18 protein-coding genes and 1 pseudogene are annotated in these 18062 nt (G+C 61.7%); 10 read left to right on the top strand and 9 right to left on the bottom strand.

The annotated features are described in order from the left end of the window. Positions 1 to 191: 191 nt before the first annotated feature. Both J1G37_RS18835 and J1G37_RS18830 read right to left on the bottom strand, forming a co-directional pair. A pseudogene (locus J1G37_RS18835) lies at positions 192 to 584 on the bottom strand (MAPEG family protein); the annotation flags it as partial. Continuing rightward, complete coding sequence (locus J1G37_RS18830; protein ID WP_207044347.1) at positions 577 to 882, bottom strand: DUF2834 domain-containing protein; 306 nt, start codon at positions 880 to 882, stop codon at positions 577 to 579. The pseudogene J1G37_RS18835 and the gene J1G37_RS18830, both read right to left, overlap by 8 nt. 83 nt (positions 883 to 965) lie before the next feature. Between J1G37_RS18830 and J1G37_RS18825 the strand changes: the two genes are divergently transcribed. Together J1G37_RS18825 and J1G37_RS18820 are read left to right on the top strand one after the other, a co-directional pair. Then, positions 966 to 1754: a helix-turn-helix domain-containing protein gene (locus tag J1G37_RS18825; RefSeq protein WP_207044344.1), complete on the top strand. Its 789-nt coding sequence runs from the start codon at positions 966 to 968 to the stop codon at positions 1752 to 1754. A 54-nt stretch (positions 1755 to 1808) separates the two neighbouring features. Next, positions 1809 to 3518, top strand: a complete 1710-nt coding sequence (locus J1G37_RS18820) for an amidase (RefSeq protein ID WP_207044342.1) — start codon at positions 1809 to 1811, stop codon at positions 3516 to 3518. Between the two features lie 177 nt (positions 3519 to 3695). Here the strand turns inward: J1G37_RS18820 and J1G37_RS18815 are convergent, their stop codons facing one another. Together J1G37_RS18815 and J1G37_RS18810 are read right to left on the bottom strand one after the other, a co-directional pair. Beyond that, positions 3696 to 4433 carry a CPBP family intramembrane glutamic endopeptidase gene (locus tag J1G37_RS18815; protein WP_207044339.1) on the bottom strand — a complete coding sequence of 246 codons (738 nt, stop codon included), beginning with the start codon at positions 4431 to 4433 and terminating at the stop codon, positions 3696 to 3698. After that, a complete protein-coding gene (locus J1G37_RS18810) occupies positions 4430 to 4657 on the bottom strand; it encodes a DUF6434 domain-containing protein (protein WP_207044336.1) in 228 nt (75 codons plus the stop codon). The genes J1G37_RS18815 and J1G37_RS18810 overlap by 4 nt, the downstream gene beginning before the upstream one ends. 236 nt (positions 4658 to 4893) lie before the next feature. On the opposite strand from J1G37_RS18810, the gene J1G37_RS18805 reads away from it, so the two are divergent. Then, on the top strand, positions 4894 to 5319 hold the full coding sequence (locus tag J1G37_RS18805) for a nuclear transport factor 2 family protein (RefSeq protein ID WP_207044334.1): 426 nt from the start codon (positions 4894 to 4896) through the stop codon (positions 5317 to 5319). 1 nt (position 5320) lies between these two features. On the opposite strand, the gene J1G37_RS18800 is transcribed toward J1G37_RS18805, so the two are convergent. Beyond that, positions 5321 to 6646, bottom strand: a complete 1326-nt coding sequence (locus tag J1G37_RS18800; RefSeq protein ID WP_207044332.1) for a PLP-dependent aminotransferase family protein — start codon at positions 6644 to 6646, stop codon at positions 5321 to 5323. An 89-nt stretch (positions 6647 to 6735) separates the two neighbouring features. Here J1G37_RS18800 and J1G37_RS18795 point away from each other — a divergent pair, with 89 nt between their 5' ends. Then, on the top strand, positions 6736 to 7626 hold the full coding sequence (locus J1G37_RS18795) for a DMT family transporter (protein ID WP_207044330.1): 891 nt from the start codon (positions 6736 to 6738) through the stop codon (positions 7624 to 7626). On the opposite strand, the gene J1G37_RS18790 is transcribed toward J1G37_RS18795, so the two are convergent. Further along, positions 7623 to 8189: a YceI family protein gene (locus J1G37_RS18790; protein WP_207044329.1), complete on the bottom strand. Its 567-nt coding sequence runs from the start codon at positions 8187 to 8189 to the stop codon at positions 7623 to 7625. The two genes, J1G37_RS18795 and J1G37_RS18790, sit on opposite strands and share 4 nt — an antisense overlap. Positions 8190 to 8280: 91 nt before the next feature. Here J1G37_RS18790 and J1G37_RS18785 point away from each other — a divergent pair, with 91 nt between their 5' ends. Further along, entirely contained in the window at positions 8281 to 8775 is a 495-nt protein-coding gene (locus J1G37_RS18785; protein ID WP_207044327.1) for a hotdog domain-containing protein, read from the top strand. 44 nt (positions 8776 to 8819) lie between these two features. Then, positions 8820 to 9707: a YghX family hydrolase gene (yghX, locus tag J1G37_RS18780; RefSeq protein ID WP_207044325.1), complete on the top strand. Its 888-nt coding sequence runs from the start codon at positions 8820 to 8822 to the stop codon at positions 9705 to 9707. Positions 9708 to 9860: 153 nt separating this feature from the next. On the opposite strand, the gene J1G37_RS18775 is transcribed toward yghX, so the two are convergent. Next, positions 9861 to 10739, bottom strand: a complete 879-nt coding sequence (locus J1G37_RS18775; protein ID WP_207044321.1) for a LysR family transcriptional regulator — start codon at positions 10737 to 10739, stop codon at positions 9861 to 9863. Between the two features lie 127 nt (positions 10740 to 10866). On the opposite strand from J1G37_RS18775, the gene ampC reads away from it, so the two are divergent. From ampC to J1G37_RS18755, 4 genes are all read left to right on the top strand, one after another. Further along, positions 10867 to 12021, top strand: coding sequence for a class C beta-lactamase (gene ampC, locus J1G37_RS18770; RefSeq protein ID WP_207044320.1), 1155 nt, complete (start codon positions 10867 to 10869; stop codon positions 12019 to 12021). A 150-nt stretch (positions 12022 to 12171) separates the two neighbouring features. Further along, positions 12172 to 13068, top strand: a complete 897-nt coding sequence (locus J1G37_RS18765) for a dihydrodipicolinate synthase family protein (RefSeq protein WP_207044317.1) — start codon at positions 12172 to 12174, stop codon at positions 13066 to 13068. Positions 13069 to 13127: 59 nt separating this feature from the next. Then, the gene (locus J1G37_RS18760; RefSeq protein WP_207044315.1) at positions 13128 to 14702 is read left to right on the top strand and encodes an aldehyde dehydrogenase (NADP(+)); all 1575 of its coding nucleotides are present in this window, start codon (positions 13128 to 13130) and stop codon (positions 14700 to 14702) included. 115 nt (positions 14703 to 14817) lie between these two features. After that, on the top strand, positions 14818 to 15516 hold the full coding sequence (locus J1G37_RS18755; RefSeq protein ID WP_207044313.1) for a GntR family transcriptional regulator: 699 nt from the start codon (positions 14818 to 14820) through the stop codon (positions 15514 to 15516). 49 nt (positions 15517 to 15565) lie between these two features. On the opposite strand, the gene J1G37_RS18750 is transcribed toward J1G37_RS18755, so the two are convergent. Both J1G37_RS18750 and J1G37_RS18745 read right to left on the bottom strand, forming a co-directional pair. Beyond that, positions 15566 to 16567, bottom strand: coding sequence for a 4-hydroxyproline epimerase (locus J1G37_RS18750; protein WP_207044312.1), 1002 nt, complete (start codon positions 16565 to 16567; stop codon positions 15566 to 15568). A gap of 21 nt (positions 16568 to 16588) precedes the next feature. After that, entirely contained in the window at positions 16589 to 17833 is a 1245-nt protein-coding gene (locus J1G37_RS18745; protein WP_207044310.1) for an FAD-binding oxidoreductase, read from the bottom strand. Between the last annotated feature and the right edge of the window lie 229 nt (positions 17834 to 18062).

The following is an 18062-nucleotide window of genomic DNA, read 5'->3' as shown; positions in this document are numbered from 1 at the left end:
TCGTAGCCTCGCTAAAGCTCGACAACTCCCACATTTTGACTTGTGAACCCGCTCAACTGTGGGAGCTGGCTTGCCTGCGATGGCGGCGGCACAGGCAACATCTTTACCAGCAGTCCCGCCGCCATCGTAGCCTCGCTAAAGCTCGACAACTCCCACAGTTGATCGGTGGAGTTCTCCATAATCCGGGCTCCGAGGCCGAACAGGCATGCCACACCAACGCCGTAGGCCAGCGTGCGCCAAGGTTGCCATTCCATCAGATACGCCAAGGTGTGCATCATCCGCGCCAGGGTGAACACTCCGAACAGCCACAGCGTCACGGCGCTGTCACTCTGCTGCGCAACACACAACCCACCCAACACAAAAAACAGCGGGATGTTTTCCAGGTCATTGGCCCACGCCCTGGCCGCGCGGGCCACTTGCGGCAACTCCATCGGCTGCGCGCTGCGCTTGAAAAAAGCCGCATCCTCACGATTGGTAAACGCCCGCCCCCGTAGACGGAAATATCCCTGATAACAGGAAACGGCGAACATCTTCAGACACAGCACCAACACGCATGCCACATATACCGGTAAAAGATCATTCATCCCTGAACCCCTTCACCACGATATAAAGCAGCGGCCCCACCGACACAAATACCGCCGTCAGCAAAAAATACGGCAGCACCGAACGCAGCGACTGCCCTCGCCCACGCGCATCCCGGTACATCCACACACAGGCCAAGACCGCCATCAAATACAGGTCGATCACTACCTGCGCCGTGTCCGGCCGCGCCATCAATTCCCGCCCAAACGCCAGCAGCGACTGCTCGGCCGTGAGCATCGTGAACAGGGTATACAGGGTAAACCCCAGCAAAGCGGCCAGGGCTATGTAAGGTCTTTTCATGGTCTCGTCCTTGGAATGATCGAGGCCCACGTTAGTGATAAGGTTGCGCCCCTCGCAATGACCTCGGAGGTCATGAACAGCCCATGGATAACCCACCTAGCGCCGGCGAACAGCTGCGCCAATTGCGCCGCCAGGCCAAGCTCAGCCAACTCGACCTGGCCTTGATCACCGGGGTGTCCCAGCGCCATCTCAGTTGCCTCGAAACCGGCCGCGCCAAACCCAGCCCGGGCACGTTGCACAATCTGCTGACAGCATTGGAAACGCCGCTGGAGCAGTGCAACCGCGTGTTCCTCGCCGCCGGTTTCGCCCCGCGCTACGGCGCCACGCCGCTTGAGGCGCCGGCGATGACGGCGATTCGCGAAGCGGTCAGCCATGTGTTGCACGCCAACAATCCCGCGCCGGCGATCCTGCTGGGCAGTCAGTGGGAGGTGCTGGCCGCCAACGCGAGTACCGCCGTGTTGTTTGGCTTGGTGGGCATCCCGCCTGATGCGACCGCAGGCTTGAACCTGCTGGGTACCCTGCTGCAACCCGGTGGCCTCGGCGACTACCTGATCAATGCCGACGAGATCCGCACCCTGGCTTGGCAACGCGCTACTCGCGAGGCATTGGGCAATCCCGGGCTGGCAGCTTTACTTGCAGAGTTGCCGACGCCAACGGGCAGCGAGCTGCCCCGGGAAATGCCGCCCCTGGTGCTGACCCGCATCCGCTCAAGCCAGGGCGAACTGAACTTCCTGTCCACCTTCACCACCTTTGGCATGCCCCAGGACATCACCCTCACCTCCTTGCGTATCGAGCATCTGATTCCGGCTGACGCGCACACCTGGCAGGTAATGCGCACCGCCTATGCGGATTATTCGGCGCTGGTTTTGTGAAATATCTGTACGTAGACTGCCGCCATACCCCCACTTGAAGGCGGCGAAAAAAACGTGATGCAAGTAACCGAAGTCTCCATTGCCCAATTGCGCGCTGCGCTGGAATCCGGCCAGACCACGGCCGTTGAACTGGTCCAGGCGTACCTGGCACGGATCGAAGCCTATGACGGCCCGCAGACCGCGACCGCGTTGAACGCCGTGGTCGTGCGCAACCCGCAAGCCCTTGAAGAAGCCCAGGCGTCCGATGCGCGCAGGGCCAAGGGCGCAACCTTGGGGCCATTGGATGGCATTCCGTACACCGCCAAAGACAGCTACCTGGTCAAGGGCCTGACGGCCGCCTCCGGTAGCCCGGCCTTTGCCAAACTCGTTGCGCACCGTGATGCCTTCACCATCGAGCGCCTGCGTGCCGGTGGGGCGATCTGCCTGGGCAAGACCAATATGCCGCCGATGGCCAACGGCGGCATGCAACGCGGCGTGTATGGCCGCGCCGAAAGCCCCTACAACGCCAACTACCTGACCGCACCATTTGCTTCTGGCTCGTCCAACGGCGCCGGCACCGCCACGGCTGCGAGCTTTGCGGCGTTCGGCCTGGCGGAAGAAACCTGGTCCAGCGGGCGCGGCCCGGCGTCCAACAATGGCCTGTGTGCGTATACCCCATCCCGTGGGGTGATTTCGGTGCGCGGCAACTGGCCGCTGACGCCGACCATGGACGTGGTGGTGCCCTACGCACGCACCATGGCTGACCTGCTGGAAGTGCTCGACGTGGTGGTCGCCGAAGACCCCGACACCCGTGGCGACCTGTGGCGCCTGCAACCCTGGGTGCCGATCCCGAGCGTCGCCTCGGTACGCCCGGCGTCCTACGCGGAACTGGCGGTGGATGCCGCCTCCCTGGCCGGCAAACGCTTCGGCGTGCCGCGCATGTACATCAACGCCGATGCCGACGCTGGCACCAGCGAGAAACCCGGCATCGGCGGCCCGACCGGGCAAAAGATCAACACCCGCGCCACGGTGATCGACCTGTGGCAGGCCGCGCGCCAAGCCCTGGAAGCGGCCGGTGCCGAAGTCATCGAAGTGGATTTCCCGCTGGTGTCCAACTGCGAAGGCGACCGCCCCGGCGCGCCGACGGTGTTTACCCGTGGCCTGGTGTCCAAGGAATTCCTCCACGATGAGCTGTGGGAATTATCCGCGTGGGCCTTCGACGATTTCCTGCGTGCCAACGGCGACCCGAGCCTCAACCGCCTGGCCGATGTGGACGGGCCGAAAATCTTCCCCCACGACCCCGGCACCTTGCCGAACCGCGAAGACGACCTCGCCGCCGGCATGGACGAATACGTGCGCATGGCCGAACGCGGTATCACCCCGTGGAATGAAATCAGCACCGTGCCCGACGGCCTCCGCGGCCTGGAGCAAACCCGGCGGCTGGACTTGGAAGACTGGATGGACAACCTCGGCCTCGACGCCGTGCTGTTCCCCACCGTGGCCGATGTGGGCCCGGCGGATGCGGATGTGAACGAAGCGTCGGCGGATATTGCCTGGAGCAATGGCATCTGGGTGGCCAACGGCAACCTGGCGATCCGCCACCTGGGCGTACCGACGGTCACCGTGCCGATGGGCGTGATGGCGGACATTGGCATGCCGGTCGGGCTGACGTTTGCCGGGCGTGCCTATGACGATTCGGCGTTGCTGCGCTTTGCGGCGGGGTTTGAAGCGACGGGGAGCAAACGCCAGGTTCCACCGCGCACGCCGGCGCTGCCAGCAGCCTAAACACGATCCAATGCAGGCTCAGGCTCACCTCGATCACTGTGGGAGCCGGGCTTGTCGGGTCGCCGCATCGCCGCGATGGCGGCGGGTCAGTAGATGGATCTTTCGCTGACAGACCGCTATCGCAGGCAAGCCAGCTCCCACATTGATTATTCCCACATTATTTGACTGTATTTTGCCTCAGGGGATGTAGGGCACGGCAATCAGCAAGATCGCCATGCCATGGGCCACCGCTGCTGGCAACACGCCATAACGCATGCGCACCAACGCACACGCCAACCCTTCGAGCAACGTAAACAGCAACACCGGCCAGCCCACCTGCGTCACGCTCAACGCCAGGAACGCATGGCACGCCGCAAACGCCACCCCACTGATCATCGCCGCGCGCAACAGCGTGACGTGTTGTTCCAGATAACCCTGCAAGAACCCGCGAAACAACACCTCTTCCAGCGCATTGGCACCAAACGCCAACACCAGCATGCCCGGCAACCACACCCAATAGCCGTGGATCGCCGACGTGTCGATGCCTTGGTAAATCCGCAGCGGCACGCCGATCAAGCACCCCACCAGCAGCCCACAGGCCAAGCCAATGCCAGGGTGGCCGAGGGTCCAGCGGATCAACCGCCACAGGTCCGGGGCGATACGTGACAACAGCATGATCAACAGCACCGAGAGCCAGCCGAGCATCGCCAGCACAAACGCATTGGCGCTGAAGGCGATCTGCACCTCACTGCCCAGTGCCCACATGCCCAGCGGGGTCATCACGTCGCGCATCAGCACAAACGCGGCGAGCAGGATCAGGATGCGCATCGCCGGCAGCGTCTTGGGCGTGAGCGCAAACCACAGGCCGAACAACAGCAGGCCGGGAGTCAGGTGGCTGGCGTAGTCGGCCAGCACCCACATGCCTTCGGTAATCACACGCGCGGCGCCTGGCAATCGGGGTGGCGGCGCTGCCATTCATCCACGACATCGCCGAGGTTTTTGGCGATGCCGTTGCGAATCCAGGCCATGAAAGGTCGATCGAATTTGAACCCAGGGCCGCAGTGTTCCAGCATGAAGCGGCGTACATTCTGGGTGTTTTTATAGCTTGGCGTTACAGGAGTGGCGCGGGTGATGGTGTCGCTGTGCCAGTCAAAATCCATTTTGTTCCTCGGACGTCTTGTTGTTTGGGCGACAGCATAGCGATGTGCCACTTTGCCAGGAAGAATCGGCCAGGATTATTTAACGTGTTAGGACGTCGTATATGAATAGCCATCGCAAATACGGTCAATAATTTCAAGATATTTCATATTTCACTTTCTTTCGACCTGACAAATACGGCATGGTTGTACGACGACTTAAGCCGTCGTATTCACCCCACAACAATAAGGAAACACCCATGCCCAACGTCAAAGTGTTGATCGGTTTTCTGTGCCTGTTCAGCGGCTATGTGGCCGCGGCCCCAGCGGAAAAGGACGTGGCCCAGGCGGTCGATCAACTGACCCAGGCCATGCTGCACCTGGACCTCAAGCAACTGCATGCGCTGACCTCCGACACGCTCACCTACGGCCATTCCAGCGGCAAAGTGCAGAACAAGGTGCAGTTCATCGCCGACCTGGAAACCCACACCAGCGCCTTCAAGACCCTGGAGATGCAGAACCAGACCATCAGCCTGAACGGCGACACCGCCCTGGTGCGCAACCACTTTCACGCGCTGGCGGTGAACAGCGGCGTCGAAGTGCCCACCGACATCGACAACTTCCAGGTCTGGCAAAAGCAGCATGGCAAATGGCTGCTGATCGGGCGCCAGGCCTACAAGTACTGATTTACCACGCCACCACCTTGCGCACCTTGATCAGCGCTTCACGCAGCGCCGGCATGGCCACTGAGCCCAATGCCAGGCGCAACGCGTGAGGCACCTGGGCCGACACCGCAAACGGCTCGGCCGTGGACACGGAAATATGCTCGCGCTGCAAGGTCATGGCGATCTGATCAGCGCGGACCTCCTCCGCCAACGGCAGCCACAAGAAATACGATGACGGGTGACTGATGTAATCCAGCCCCGTCAGCACCTGCCCCGCCAACGCCTGGCGCGCCTGGGCATCCGCGCGCTTTTGTGCTTCCAACTGGGCGACGGTACCGTCTTCGATCCAGCCCACGGCAATCGCGCACATCACCCCCGGCACGTTCCAGGTGGTGGCCATGATCGTGCGTTCCAATACTTTCACCCACTCTGCAGGCGCCGCGACAAACCCGACCCGCAGCCCCGTCGCGACACTTTTCGACAACCCGCCCACGTACACCGTGCGCTCCGGCGCCAAGGTCGCCAGGGGCGGCGGCGGGCTTTCGGCGAGAAACGCGTAGGCGGCGTCCTCGATAATCATCAGATTGTGCTGACGGGCAATGGCTACCAATTGCTCGCGCTGCCCAAGGCTCATGACCCAGCCCAGCGGGTTATGCAGGGTCGGCATGCTGTACACCGCGCGCACCGGGCGCTTGCGGCACAGCTGCTGCAAGTAGTCGAGATCCGGGCCTGCGGGCGTGACCGGGATCGCGACGATTTCCAGGTGCAAGGTCTCGGCCAGTACCTTGAAGCCTGAATAGGTCAACGCATCGACGGCGATCACATCCCCCGGCTTGAGCAGCGCCATCATCGTCACCGCCAACCCGTGCTGCGCGCCGCTGACCACCAGCACCTGCTGGGCCTCGACCGCCAGCCCTCGGCTCAACAGGTGATGGGCCACCACCGCGCGCTCATGGATGCGGCCGGCGTGGGGCTGATAACGCAACAGCGCTTCCAGGTCGCCGGACAAGGCCAACTGACGCAGGGCCGTGCGCAACAAATCTGCCTGGCCCGGCAGTGACGGATAGTTGAAATTCAGGTCCAGCATGCCCGTCGCGACGCTCATCTGCCCGCTGCCCTGCCCCGGCGGCAAGGCGATCTCACGCACAAAGGTGCCACGCCCAGTTTCACCGCTGACCAGGCCCATGGCCTCCAGCTCGGCGTACACCCGGCTGGCGGTGACCAGGGCCAAACCATGCTCGGCGGCCAATTGCCGATGGGTCGGCAGGCGCGTGCCGGGCGGCATGTCGCCGTTGCGGATGGCGGCGGCAAAGGTATCGACCAGCGACTTGTAGCGGGCGCGCGGCATAGGGCTGTATCCATGACAATTTTTTGATTGTCTTAATCTTCAATTCTACGATGGCCAGCACGCAATCATTCTTTTTCAGGCCACTGCCCATGGAACGCACGTCTTCCCTCAACACCCTGGACAGCAGCACCCAGGGCTGGATCAACGGTTTTATCGGCGTGGTGATCTTCAGCGGTTCACTGCCAGCCACGCGCTTGGCGGTGATGGAGTTCGACCCGGTGTTCCTGACGATGATCCGCGCCGCCATCGCCGGCGTACTCGGGCTGCTGCTGTTAGCGCTGTTCAAGGAACAACGCCCGACGCGTAACCACTGGCTGCCCCTGGTGATCGTCGCGCTGGGCGTAGTCATCGGTTTTCCCTTGCTCACCGCGCTGGCGCTGCAATACGTGACCTCTGCCCATTCCATCGTGTTTATCGGTTTGCTGCCGCTGGCCACGGCGCTGTTTGGCGTGCTGCGCGGCGGCGAGCGCCCGCGCCCGGTGTTCTGGTTGTTTTCGATCCTGGGCAGCGTGCTGGTGATGGGCTATGCGTTTGCCCAAGGCTTGAGCGCCGCGCCGGCAGGTGATGTGCTGATGGTGTTGGCGGTGCTGGTCTGCGGCCTGGGGTATGCCGAGGGCGCCAAGTTGTCGCGAAGCCTTGGCGGCTGGCAGGTGATCTGCTGGGCGCTGGTGGTGTCGCTGCCGGTGGTGGTGCCGCTGAGCCTGATCCTCGCGCCCGCGAGTCTCAGCGGCATCAGCCTGCCCGCGTGGCTGAGCCTGGGCTATGTGGCGCTGTTCAGCATGTTGATCGGCTTTGTGTTCTGGTATCGCGGCCTGGCCCAGGGCGGCATTGCGGCGGTGGGCCAGTTGCAACTGCTGCAACCGTTCTTCGGCCTGGCACTGGCGGCAGGTTTGCTGCATGAGCAAGTCAGCCTGGGCATGGTGCTGGTCACCGTCGCGGTCATCGGTTGCGTGGCCGGCGCGAAGAAATTCGCGCGCTAGCGCTGCGGCGCGACCATCTTGAACTTGATGTGGATGTCATTGGACACCACGCTGTTACCGGCCCACTCACCCTCGCCGATCTTGAAGTCGGCGCGCTTGAGGATGAACTCGCCGTCGAACACGCCGATGCCGCCTTGCTCCTTGAGCACCACATCCACCGTCACCGGGCGCGTGATGCCTTTGAGGGTCAGGTTGCCGTTGATCTTGAAGCGATTGTCCCCCAGCGCCGTGGCGCCACTGGACTGGTAGATGCCCTGCGGGTACGTCGCGGTATCGAACCAGGACGGCCGCTGCAATTGATCATTGGCATCCGGGCTGCCGGCATCGATGCTGGCAAGCTGGATCGTGAGCCGCGCATGGGCCGCCTCGGGGCGCTGCGTATCAAACGCCAGCGTGCCTTCAAACTCGCCGAAGGTGCCGTAGACCCGCTGCCCGAACTGCTGGAAGGTGAAACTGATCTGGCTGGCAGCGCGGTTGACGTCCCGATACTCCACGGCCTGGGCACTGGAAAACCCAACCAGGACCAGCGCCAGCAACACGATTGGGAAAAGTCGAAGGTTCATGCATCGCTCCGCGAGAAGTAAGGCCAACGGGTTCCCATCCTGCCCGTGTGCTGCTAAACAGAGTAGCCCCCCAGAACAATAAGGACATTTCATGCAGGTTGCTTCTCTCCAGGACATTACCGCCCCCGAAGGTATCTGCTACGGCTGCGGCGCCAGCAACCCCCATGGCCTGCACATCAAGAGCCGTTGGGACGCCGACGGTATCCACCTGATCGCCGAACACCTGCCCGACGCCCAATACAGCGGCTGGCCGGACCTGGTCTACGGCGGCCTGATCGCCATGCTGGTGGATTGCCATTCCAACTGGACCGCCATGGCCTACCACTACCGTGCCGAGCAGCGCGAACCCGGCAGCTTGCCACGCATCGATTGCGTCACCGGCAACCTCGGCATCAAGTTCATCAAGCCGACGCCCATGGGTGTCACCTTGACCTTGCGTGCACGGGTCGAGGGCGACGTGGGGCGCAAAAGCCGCGTGGTCTGCGAGGTGTACGCAGGCGACGTGCTGACAGCCATTGGCGACTCGGTGTTCGTGCGCGTCGACACTGGCCAATTGGCCGCCACCGCCCATGGCCGCGAGGGTTGAAGGTGGTTTACATTGACCGCCACCGCTAATCGAGGATTGCACCGATGACTCGTCTCACCGCGAAAGACTTTGCGCCCGAACTGCTGGAACTCTACGACGGCTACGCCCACGGCAAGATCAACCGCCGCGAATTTCTCGACCGCGCCGCGCTGTTCACCTTTGGCGGCCTGACCGCCTCGGCGCTGCTGGCGGCCCTGAGCCCCAACTACGCGCTGGCCGAACAGGTGAAATTCACCGACCCGGACATCATCGCCGACTACATCACCTATCCCTCGCCCAAGGGCAACGGCACCGTACGCGGCTACCTGGTGCGCCCGGCCAAGGCCACAGGCAAGTTGCCCGCCGTGGTGGTCGTCCATGAAAACCGTGGCCTCAACCCGTATATCGAAGACGTCGCCCGACGCCTGGCCAAAGCCGGTTTTATCGCCCTGGCACCGGATGGCCTGACCTCGGTGGGCGGCTACCCCGGCAACGATGAAAAAGGCGTGGCACTGCAACAGACCGTTGACCCGACCAAGCTCATGAACGACTTCTTCGCCGCCATCGAATGGCTGATGCACCACGACAGCAGCACCGGCAAAGTCGGCATCACCGGCTTCTGCTACGGCGGCGGCGTGACCAATGCGGCAGCGGTGGCCTACCCGGAACTGGGTGCGGCGGTGTCGTTCTATGGGCGCCAGCCCGAAGCCAAGGACGTACCGCGCATCAAGGCGCCGATCATGCTGCATTTTGGCGAGCTGGATACGCGGATCAATGAAGGCTGGCCGGCGTATGAGGCCGCATTGAAAGCGGCGGGCACCACCTATGAGGCGTTTATCTACAAGGGCGCCAACCATGGTTTCCACAACGACTCGACGCCACGGTATGACGAGGCGGCGGCGAATCTGGCGTGGGAGCGCACGCTGGGATGCTTCCGCAAATATCTCGCCTGACGACAATCTAGTTGTGGGAGCTGGCTTGCCTGCGATAGCAGTGGGTCAGTCAATAAAGGGGTGACTGATACACCGCCATCGCAGGCAAGCCAGCTCCCACACAAACCGGGGCCCACAGTTAATCCCCAGCGCCCCCCCTCGCGGATAGGCCTATCAATGTGACCCCGCGACCGCCTTCAACCAACCCTTGAACGCCAGCATCGCCGACGTTTCGACCCGCGACTGCAAGCGGGTCAGCCAATAACTGCCGGTGCTGATGCCGACGTCGAAGGGTTGGCGGATGGCATCACTTTGCAACTGGCGCGAAAACATCAGCGCCGGCGCCAAGGCCACGCCGATGCCTTGCAGGGCCGACTCCATCATCGCCAGGGATGAGTCGAACACAATGCTGCGCGGCACCAAGGTATCAGCGGGCAAGCCGGCAGCCTGGAACCACAGGCTCCACTCATCGGCGCGGTAGGAGCGCAGCAAGGTGTGCTTGAGCAGATCGGCCGGTGTGCGCAGTTGCTCGGCGAGGTGCGGCACACACAGCACGGTCAGTGGCGCTTCCAGCAGTTGGCAAGCGTCGGTACCGTGCCAGGCGCCGGCACCGAAACGCACGGCGTAATCCAGGCCTTCGGCGGCCACGTCCACCCGGTTGTTATGGGTGGACAGGCGCAGGTCGATAAACGGATAACGCGCGTGAAAGTCGGGCAGGCGCGGCAGCAACCAGCCCACGGCGAAGGTGCCCACCGCGCCCACGGTGAGCACTTCGCGGTAATGCCCGCCTTCGAACTGGCTGAGGGTCTGGGCAATGCGATCAAAGGATTCACGCACCACCGGCAGCAGGGTTTCGCCTTCGCTGGTGAGCATCAAGCCCCGTGGCAGGCGCTTGAACAAGGTGACATTGAGCTGCGCCTCCAGGCTTTTTACTTGATGACTGACGGCCGCCTGGGTGACGCACAATTCGATGGCGGCACGGGTAAAGCTCAAATGCCGGGCCGAGGCCTCGAAGGCACGCAGGGCGTTAAGGGGCAGATGGGAACGAAGCATGCTTTGGCCCAAATTTTTCTAATGGCTGCTGCGAAATATGATCGTTTGTCCAACGCCTGCGAACTGCCTACATTGGCGTCGCCCGCGCAGGCCTCATTCACTCGATCACTCTCATGGAAGCGACATCATGCCCCAACATACCCGGTTTGGAATGCTTAATTTCAGTGCCATTGCCCTGCTTCTCGGCGCAGGCCAATGCCTTGCTGCCACCGACCTGCGCGCCGTGGTAGACGCCAGCGTCAAACCACTGATGCAACAACAGGCCATTCCGGGCCTTGTCGTCGGGGTCGTGCAGAATGGCAAGACGCAATACTTTAACTACGGCGTCGCCAATCAGGACGCCCGACAGCCCGTCAGCGAAGACACCCTGTTCGAGATCGGCTCAGTGAGCAAAACCTTTACCGCCACCCTCGCTGGCTACGCCGTCGCGACGGGCGAACTCACCCTCTCGGCACCGGCCAGCCAGTACCTGCCGGCGCTGCGCGGCAGTGCGTTCGAGCACATCAGCGTGCTCAATCTCGGCACCTACAGCGCCGGGGGCTTGCCCTTGCAATTCCCACGCGAGGCCGACAACACCCAGCACATGCTCAGTTACTTCCAACGCTGGACACCTGCCTTCACCCCCGGCACCCAGCGTTTGTATTCCAACCCGAGCCTGGGCCTGTTCGGCTACCTGGCGGCACACAGCCTGAAGCAACCGTTTGACCAGGCAATGGAAAAGACCTTGCTGCCGAAACTGGGCCTCAAGCACACCTTCATCACCGTGCCCAAAAGCCAGATGAACCTGTATGCCCAAGGCTACGGCAAGGATGGCAAACCCGTGCGCGTCGGCCCCGGCGCCATGGACAGCGAAGCCTACGGCATCAAGACCAGCGCCTCGGACCTGCTGCACTACGTGCAAGCCAACCTGGACCCGACCCGCCTGGAGAAGCCATTGCAACAAGCGGTCACCACCACCCACACCGGTTACTACACCGTCAACGGCATGACCCAAGGCCTGGGCTGGGAAATGTACCCCTACCCTGTCCCACGCGATGTTCTGGTCAACGGCAACTCGACGCAAATGGCCATGGAACCACATCCGGTCAAGTGGTTGACGCCCGCACAACCACCTCGGGCTGACACGCTGGTGAACAAAACCGGCTCTACCAGCGGGTTTGGCGCCTACGTGGCGTATGTGCCGAGCAAAGGCTTGGGGGTGGTGATTCTGGCGAACAAGAACTATCCGAATGAGGAGCGGGTAAAGGTGGCGCACGCGATCCTGGAAGCGATGCAACAGTAACAATAATGCCGATGCCCGACGGCATACGGCCAAACCGACGGGCATCAAAAAAGATCAAGTCCAGGCTGGACAGCCAAACCTTCAAAATTGTAGATTGGATACAGTTGTCAGTATTCAGCAGTTCCATCCACAACAAAAAAGGTACGTGAAATGGCAATCTGGAAAGGTGTGTTCCCCGCAGTCACCACCAAGCTGACCCGCGACGGCGAAGTCGATCTCGCCGCCACCCGGGCCAGCATCGAGCGCTTGATAAGTCAGGGCGTCTCTGGCGTGATCGTCCTGCCGATGCTGGGCGAAAACGCGTCGATGAACATGCAAGAACGCGAGTCGGTTATTCGTGCAGCGGTCGAGGTGGCCGCCGGCCGCGTCCCCGTGCTGTCGGGCCTGGCCGAAATCACCCTGCAAACCGCCAAGCAGCATGCAGCCCTGTACAAAAGCTTCGGCGCACAAGGCCTGATGGTCTTCCCCAGCCTCGGCTACAAGACCGACCACCGCGAAACGGTCGAGTGGTACAAGGGCATTGCCAGTGCAACCGACCTGCCGATCATGATCTACAACAACCCCGTCGCGTATGGCGTGGACTGCACACCGGCGATCCTCGCAGACTTGGTGGATACCCCTGAAATCGTCTGCATCAAGGAAGAAACCGGTGACATCCGCCGCGTCACCGACCTGTACGTCGCATTCGGCAATCGCTTCAGCATCTTTTGCGGGGTCGATGACCTGATCGTCGAGAGCTGCGCGCTGGGCGTCACCGGCTGGGTGTCCGGCATGACCAATGTATGGCCGGCAGAATGCGTGAAGCTGTTCAACCTCTGTGCCGAGCAACGCTTTGATGAAGCTCGCGTGCTGTATCACATCCTCACGCCCTCCTTTCACCTGGATGTGCACGTCAAACTGGTGCAGTACATCAAGCTGGCCGAACACCTGGTCTATGGCGCTCCCGAGTGGACGCGCGCGCCCCGCCTGGCGCTGGTAGGCCAGGAGCGGGAGTACGTCATTACGACCGTGCAAAAAGCCATCGACACCCTGGCCGCACGCGGCTGAGCCCGCGCGGGCTCATTGCCAGCACATGGGCCCGCCCCTTCCTTGAAAAGAGAACTGCCATGTCTATTACAGGTCATCTGCTCATCGGGCAGTCGAGGGTTTTCGGCAAAAACGGGCAACTGCAGGGTCTCGATGCCGCAACCGGCGAACCGCTGTCACCGCTGTTCGGTGGCGCCAGCCTGGAAGATCTTGAGTCCGCCTGTGCCCTGGCCGATGCAGCCTTCGATAGCTACCGTGAAACCTCGCCAGAAGAACGCGCGGTCTTTTTGGAAACCATCGCCCGCCACATCCTCGCGTTGGGCGACACGCTGATCGAACGCTGCATGGCCGAAACCGGCCTGCCGCGTGGGCGCATCGAAGGCGAGCGGGCCCGCACCGTCGGCCAGCTTGCGCTGTTCGCTTCGGTGGTTCGCGAGACACGCTTCATGGACGTGCGCATTGACCCGGCACTCCCCGACCGTACACCGCACGCCCGCGCAGATATTCGTTTACGCAACATTGCCATCGGCCCTGTGGCGGTGTTTGGTGCGTCCAACTTTCCCTTGGCGTTTTCGGTAGCAGGAGGCGATACCGCCTCGGCGCTCGCGGCCGGTTGCCCGGTGATCGTGAAGGCCCATTCTGCGCATCCGGGCACATCGGCGCTGGTGGGCTTGGCAATTCAACAATCAGTGCGCGAATGCAATTTGCCAGAGGGGGTGTTTTCCCTGCTGTTCGATTCGCAGCATACGATTAGCCAAGCGCTGGTTGCCGATCGTCGCGTCAAGGCAGTTGGCTTCACCGGCTCACAACGGGCAGGGGTTGCCCTGATGAATATCGCAGCCGCACGCCAGGAGCCGATTCCCGTCTACGCAGAAATGAGCGCGATCAACCCCGTTGTCCTGCTGCCCCATGCGTTGGCCGAGCGTGGCGCACAGATCGCTGCCGCCTTTACCGCCTCGCTGACCCTGGGTGCCGGCCAGTTTTGCACGAATCCTGGGCTGATCCTGGCTATCGAAGGACCAGAGCTCGCAGCCTTTGAGCGCGCCGCCATCGATGCCCTGGCCACGTGCCCCGCAGCCACCATGCTGACGCCCCAGATCTACATAAACTATTGCGACGGGGTCGAGAAACTGCGTGCCCAGCCCGTTGTCGAGCTGCTGGGGCGCGGCGCGGCGGGTCAGCGGTTTCAAGGCCAGCCCGCCCTGTTTGCCACGAGCGCCGAGGCATTCCTCGCGCACCCAGCACTACGCGAAGAGGTATTCGGCGCCTCTTCATTGATTGTTCGCTGCCCTGACGCAGCGACACTGCTCCAGGTGCTCAACGCACTGGGCGGCCAATTGACGATTGCGGTTCACAGCCACCCCAGCGACTATCCCGCACTGGCTGCGCTGCTGCCCAGTCTGGAGAAAAAAGCCGGCCGCGTGTTGTTGAACGGTTTTGGCACCGGCGTGGAGGTCTGCCATGCCATGGTCCATGGCGGCCCCTTCCCTGCCGCATCTGACTCGCGCAGCACCTCGGTGGGCAGCCTGGCGATTCAGCGGTTTCTGCGTCCCGTGTGCTACCAGGATTTCCCCCAGGCGCTATTACCCCTGGCACTCCAGGATCGGAATCCACTGGGAATTGGCAGGCAGGTAAATGGCACGGTTGAGCCCTGATGCTGAAATGTTTCGCTCTCATCTATTGGAAGCGTCCTACACTCCTGCGCCTGAGGTATGATCGGCCGACAAGGATCACAAATCCTGGATCCATTCACCTGCCAGTAGTTGAAGAATGTCTAAAAAAGAGCCCTCGCCCAACCTGCGCATCAAACGCCAAAGCCTGCCTGAAACCCTGGCGGAATCCCTGCGCGAGCGGATTCTCAACGGTGAATTCAAGGAAGGTGAGGCCCTGATCCAGGAGACCATTGCCACGGAGTACGGTGTCAGCCGCATGCCGGTGCGTGAAGCGTTCAAGGAACTGGAAGCCTCTGGCCTGATCACCACGCAGATTCACAAAGGCTCGGTGGTAAAGACCATTCCCCCGGAGCAGATCGAGGAGCTGTTTGATTTGCGTGCGCTGCTGGAATCCGAGCTGCTGGAACGCTCGCTGCCGAACATGACAGACGCCCATTTTGCCGCCACCAAACAGCTGCTGCCCCAACTCGAAGCGGCTTACGTCAACGATGACATTGCGCAATGGGGCAAGCTCAACTGGTTGTTCCATGAAAGCCTGTATGCCGCAGCCGATCGCGTGCAGACCTTGGCCATTGTTCAAGGCATCAACGTGCAAACCGACCGGTACATTCGCTTGCAACTGTTGCTCACCGCGGGCAAAAAAGAAGCCGAAGTCGACCACCGTGAATTGCTCAACCTGTGTGAGCAACGCGATGTCAAGAAAGCCGTTCAGTTCTTGCGCAAGCATATTCAACGCGCGGGGTCCGACCTGGTCACGTTACTCAAGAAAAAGCGCCTGAAAGAAACCCAGGCCTGAACCTCGCAAGCGCCCCTCCGTCGGCGAAGGGGCTTGCCCACCTGTCAACTCAACTCAGTTGAAACCCATGGGCCAACGGGTCACGGTCATCCACAAACAACGTGTTATGCCCCGTGACCCGAGCCCAACCGGCGACGCTCGGCAGGATTGCGGCAAAGGCGCCGACCTCAGTCGCCGACTCGACCCGGCAATCGAACATCGTGCCGATGATGCTTTCGTGGACAAACTCATCGCCGACCTTCAAGCGGTTTTTCGCCACCAGTTGCGCCATGCGCGCGGAGGAACCCGTACCGCACGGGGAGCGGTCAATGGCCTTATCGCCATAAAACACCGCGTTACGCGCATCAGCCCGAGGGTTCCTGGGCTTGTCACACCACATCACATGGCTCACCCCCTGGATATGCGCGTCCAGCGGGTGCACCGGTGCCAGCAGCGCCTGCGCTGCCGCGCGCACCAAGGGGCTCAGGCGCACAATCTCGCTGACCGCCATCGCGTCCAGGCCTGCCCAGTTGGCTTGCGGCTCGATGATCACGTAGAAATTCCCACCGTAGGCCAGGTCAATCGTCAATTTGCCCAGGGTCGGCACATCCAGTTCCACATCGGCGGCATGGAGATAGCTGGCGACGTTGTAGAGACGAACCTGCTCCACATAGGCGCCGTTTTTTACATAGTCGATTGCGACGCGCCCTGCTGGCGCCTCGATAGCCAGCGTGCCTTCGATGCGCGGCACCACCAGCCCGGCTTCCAAGGCAGCCGTCACCGTACCGATGGTGCCGTGACCACACATGGGCAGGCAGCCACTGACCTCGATGAACAGCACGCCGATGTCGCAATCCTCACGGGAGGATGGATAAAGAATGCTGCCCGACATCACATCATGGCCCCGAGGCTCGAACATCAAGGCTTGGCGAACCCAATCATGTTCGCGCTGGAATATCTGGCGTTTTTCAGCCATTGAGACATGAGGCAACAAAGGCGCGCCAGCGGTGACTACCCGTACCGGGTTGCCACAGGTATGCGCATCAATGCAGAAGAACGTATGTCGAGACATGGGAATCTCCTTCTTGGCGGTTTAGTTGAAGCGGCTGATTGCATAGGGTGCGAGATCGATTTGCGGCGGCTTGCCCAAGGCCATATCGCTGACCAGACGCCCGGTGGTTGCGCCCTGCGTCAGCCCCAGATGGCCATGGCCAAAGGCATAGATGACGGCCGGGTTGCGCGGCGATGGCCCGATCACTGGCAGGCTGTCGGGGGTTGCCGGGCGATGTCCGGCCCAACACGTACCGCCCTCTGTCCGCAGCGCCGGAAGATAATGGGCGGCCAACTGGGCCAATGCATGGGAACGCTTGAAATTCGCCACGGCATTCAACCCGCCAAACTCAGCAGCGCCGCCGATCCTCAAGCCACAACTCAACGGTGTGGCGACAAAATGCCGTTCAGCAAAGATGACCTCCCTGGACAGCACAACGCCTGGCGCTGCGAAGGTGGTGTTGTAACCGCGCTCGCTTTCCAGCAAGACCTTGTCACCAACGCACCGGGCCAACTGCCCAGACCATGCACCGGCCGCCACCACGACGGTATCGGCCCGCAGTTGTTGGCCATCGCCGAGCCTTACCGATACGGGGCCACCCTCAAGGCCAGGCCCGATATCGCAGGCCTGGCCAACCTTGATACAGAGCCCTCGGCCGACCAGTGACTGGCGCAGCTTGTCGACAAGTTTTTTAGGGTCGTGCACATGCGACCACTGCGGAGTAAACACCCCTCGGGTGATGGTGGAACTGAGCGCGGGCTCGATTTCCCGCGCTTCGTTGCCGCTTAACACAAGCGCCTCGACACCGTGGGCGCGCTTAAGCGCCCACTGGGGAGCATCGCTGTCGAACGCTGCCTGTTTCTCGTAAACCGTCAGGGCGCCCAGTCGCTGCAACTCGTCGAGCAAGCCATTCTCGCCAAGGAGTGGCAGCAGGTCCGCATAAACCCGCGAATTCAAGGCCGACAACGCCGTCGCAATGCGACTGACTTCCGCAGGGCGACCCGCCCTGGAGAAACGCAACAGCCACGGGATCAACCTGGGGGCATGAGCGGCCCGTATAGCCAAGGGGCCCAAAGGGTCCAGCAACCATCGAGGCACTTTCCACAGCAACCCTGGCACCGACGCCGGCACCATCTCCGTGACGGCAATGCCGCCGGCATTGCCAAACGAGGCCTTGTCACCTTCGGGGTCGCGATCGACCAAGGTGACGCGGGCGCCCTCCTTCAACAGATGGTGCGCCGTTGACAGCCCCACGATGCCGGCGCCAATAACGAGTACGTGCTTCATGTATCACACCTTCCCCAGATGGAAAAAACCCGTTTCAAAGACCAACACTCAGGACTTAACGGGCAAAATCGATAACATGTAGATTGGATACACTAAACATAAATTGTCAACAAGCTGATGCAGCTCTGCCACCCTTGGACACACTTCACTGCCTGCAACATCTTTTTGAGCGCGATTAACGTGTTGATTATTCGGGAAAACGTCCAGTTTTTGACGTTATACGATGAAA

The sequence above is a fragment of the Pseudomonas sp. Marseille-Q1929 genome (assembly GCF_017316265.1).
GTDB lineage: Bacteria > Pseudomonadota > Gammaproteobacteria > Pseudomonadales > Pseudomonadaceae > Aquipseudomonas.
Note: the sequence above shows the minus strand (reverse complement) of the source record. Positions and strands in the feature narration are given on the sequence as shown.

What these genes read in the sequence shown, in the direction of transcription:
- J1G37_RS18750 (WP_207044312.1), bottom strand. Translation starts at nt 16,567, where the DNA reads ATGTCTCGACATACGTTCTTCTGCATTGATGCGCATACCTGTGGCAAC.
- yghX (WP_207044325.1), top strand. Translation starts at nt 8,820, where the DNA reads ATGACTCGTCTCACCGCGAAAGACTTTGCGCCCGAACTGCTGGAACTC.
- J1G37_RS18805 (WP_207044334.1), top strand. Translation starts at nt 4,894, where the DNA reads ATGCCCAACGTCAAAGTGTTGATCGGTTTTCTGTGCCTGTTCAGCGGC.
- ampC (WP_207044320.1), top strand. Translation starts at nt 10,867, where the DNA reads ATGCCCCAACATACCCGGTTTGGAATGCTTAATTTCAGTGCCATTGCC.
- J1G37_RS18825 (WP_207044344.1), top strand. Translation starts at nt 966, where the DNA reads ATGGATAACCCACCTAGCGCCGGCGAACAGCTGCGCCAATTGCGCCGC.
- J1G37_RS18810 (WP_207044336.1), bottom strand. Translation starts at nt 4,657, where the DNA reads ATGGATTTTGACTGGCACAGCGACACCATCACCCGCGCCACTCCTGTA.
- J1G37_RS18830 (WP_207044347.1), bottom strand. Translation starts at nt 882, where the DNA reads ATGAAAAGACCTTACATAGCCCTGGCCGCTTTGCTGGGGTTTACCCTG.
- J1G37_RS18775 (WP_207044321.1), bottom strand. Translation starts at nt 10,739, where the DNA reads ATGCTTCGTTCCCATCTGCCCCTTAACGCCCTGCGTGCCTTCGAGGCC.
- J1G37_RS18790 (WP_207044329.1), bottom strand. Translation starts at nt 8,189, where the DNA reads ATGAACCTTCGACTTTTCCCAATCGTGTTGCTGGCGCTGGTCCTGGTT.
- J1G37_RS18755 (WP_207044313.1), top strand. Translation starts at nt 14,818, where the DNA reads ATGTCTAAAAAAGAGCCCTCGCCCAACCTGCGCATCAAACGCCAAAGC.
- J1G37_RS18765 (WP_207044317.1), top strand. Translation starts at nt 12,172, where the DNA reads ATGGCAATCTGGAAAGGTGTGTTCCCCGCAGTCACCACCAAGCTGACC.
- J1G37_RS18800 (WP_207044332.1), bottom strand. Translation starts at nt 6,646, where the DNA reads ATGCCGCGCGCCCGCTACAAGTCGCTGGTCGATACCTTTGCCGCCGCC.
- J1G37_RS18745 (WP_207044310.1), bottom strand. Translation starts at nt 17,833, where the DNA reads ATGAAGCACGTACTCGTTATTGGCGCCGGCATCGTGGGGCTGTCAACG.
- J1G37_RS18760 (WP_207044315.1), top strand. Translation starts at nt 13,128, where the DNA reads ATGTCTATTACAGGTCATCTGCTCATCGGGCAGTCGAGGGTTTTCGGC.
- J1G37_RS18785 (WP_207044327.1), top strand. Translation starts at nt 8,281, where the DNA reads ATGCAGGTTGCTTCTCTCCAGGACATTACCGCCCCCGAAGGTATCTGC.
- J1G37_RS18795 (WP_207044330.1), top strand. Translation starts at nt 6,736, where the DNA reads ATGGAACGCACGTCTTCCCTCAACACCCTGGACAGCAGCACCCAGGGC.